Annotated in this window: 1 protein-coding gene; it reads left to right on the top strand. The window is 67.2% G+C overall.

Translation table 11 applies throughout. From position 1 onward, the window contains the following. A partial coding sequence (gene metK / locus BST14_RS28090; protein ID WP_142279677.1) for a methionine adenosyltransferase occupies positions 1-1,139 on the top strand: 1,139 nt, incomplete at both ends.

The following is a 1,139-nucleotide window of genomic DNA, read 5'->3' as shown; positions in this document are numbered from 1 at the left end:
TTTACCAGTGAGTCGGTGACTGAGGGGCATCCCGACAAGATCTGTGATGCGATCAGCGACTCCGTTCTTGATGCCCTGCTGGCGCAGGATCCCCGCTCACGTGTCGCGGTCGAGACGTTGGTCACCACCGGGCAGGTGCATGTGGTGGGCGAGGTGACGACGACGGCCAAGGAGGCGTTCGCCGACATCACCAACACCGTTCGGGAGCGCATCCTCGAGATCGGTTATGACTCGTCGGACAAGGGCTTCGATGGCGCGTCGTGCGGGGTGAACATCGGCATCGGCGCGCAGTCACCCGACATCGCTCAGGGTGTGGACGCCGCGCACGAGGCTCGGGTGGAGGGCGCTGCGGACCCGTTGGATGCTCAGGGCGCGGGTGATCAGGGCCTGATGTTCGGTTATGCGATCAACGACACCCCCGAGCGGATGCCGCTGCCGATCGCGTTGGCCCATCGGTTGTCGCGCAAGCTGACCGAGGTCCGTAAGAACGGGACGTTGGGCTACTTGCGCCCGGACGGCAAGACGCAGGTCACCATCGCCTACGAGGACGATGTTCCGGTGCGGCTGGATACCGTGGTGGTCTCCACCCAGCACGCCGACGGTATCGATTTGGAAAAGACGCTGGATCCCGACATCCGCCGGCATGTGCTCGCCACCGTGCTCGACGAGCTGGCCCACGACACGCTGGACGCGTCGGCGACGCGGGTGCTGGTCAACCCGACCGGCAAGTTCGTGCTGGGCGGCCCGATGGGCGACGCCGGTCTGACCGGCCGCAAGATCATCGTCGACACCTATGGCGGCTGGGCCCGCCACGGCGGCGGCGCGTTTTCGGGCAAGGATCCGTCCAAGGTGGACCGGTCGGCGGCCTACGCGATGCGGTGGGTGGCCAAGAACATCGTCGCCGCCGGGCTGGCGGAGCGGGTCGAGGTGCAGGTGGCCTACGCCATCGGCAAGGCCGCCCCGGTCGGGCTGTTCATCGAGACGTTCGGCACCGCGACGGTCGACCCGGTCAAGATCGAAAAGATCGTGCCCGAGGTGTTCGATCTGCGGCCCGGCGCGATCATCCGCGACCTGGACCTGCTGCGCCCGATCTACGCGCAGACCGCCGCCTACGGGCACTTCGGCCGCACCGACGTCGA

It is taken from the genome of Mycobacterium arosiense ATCC BAA-1401 = DSM 45069, from assembly GCF_002086125.1.
In the GTDB taxonomy this organism is placed as follows: domain Bacteria; phylum Actinomycetota; class Actinomycetes; order Mycobacteriales; family Mycobacteriaceae; genus Mycobacterium; species Mycobacterium arosiense.
The sequence above is the reverse complement of the archived record's forward strand: the minus strand, read 5'-3'. Positions and strand labels throughout refer to the sequence as shown.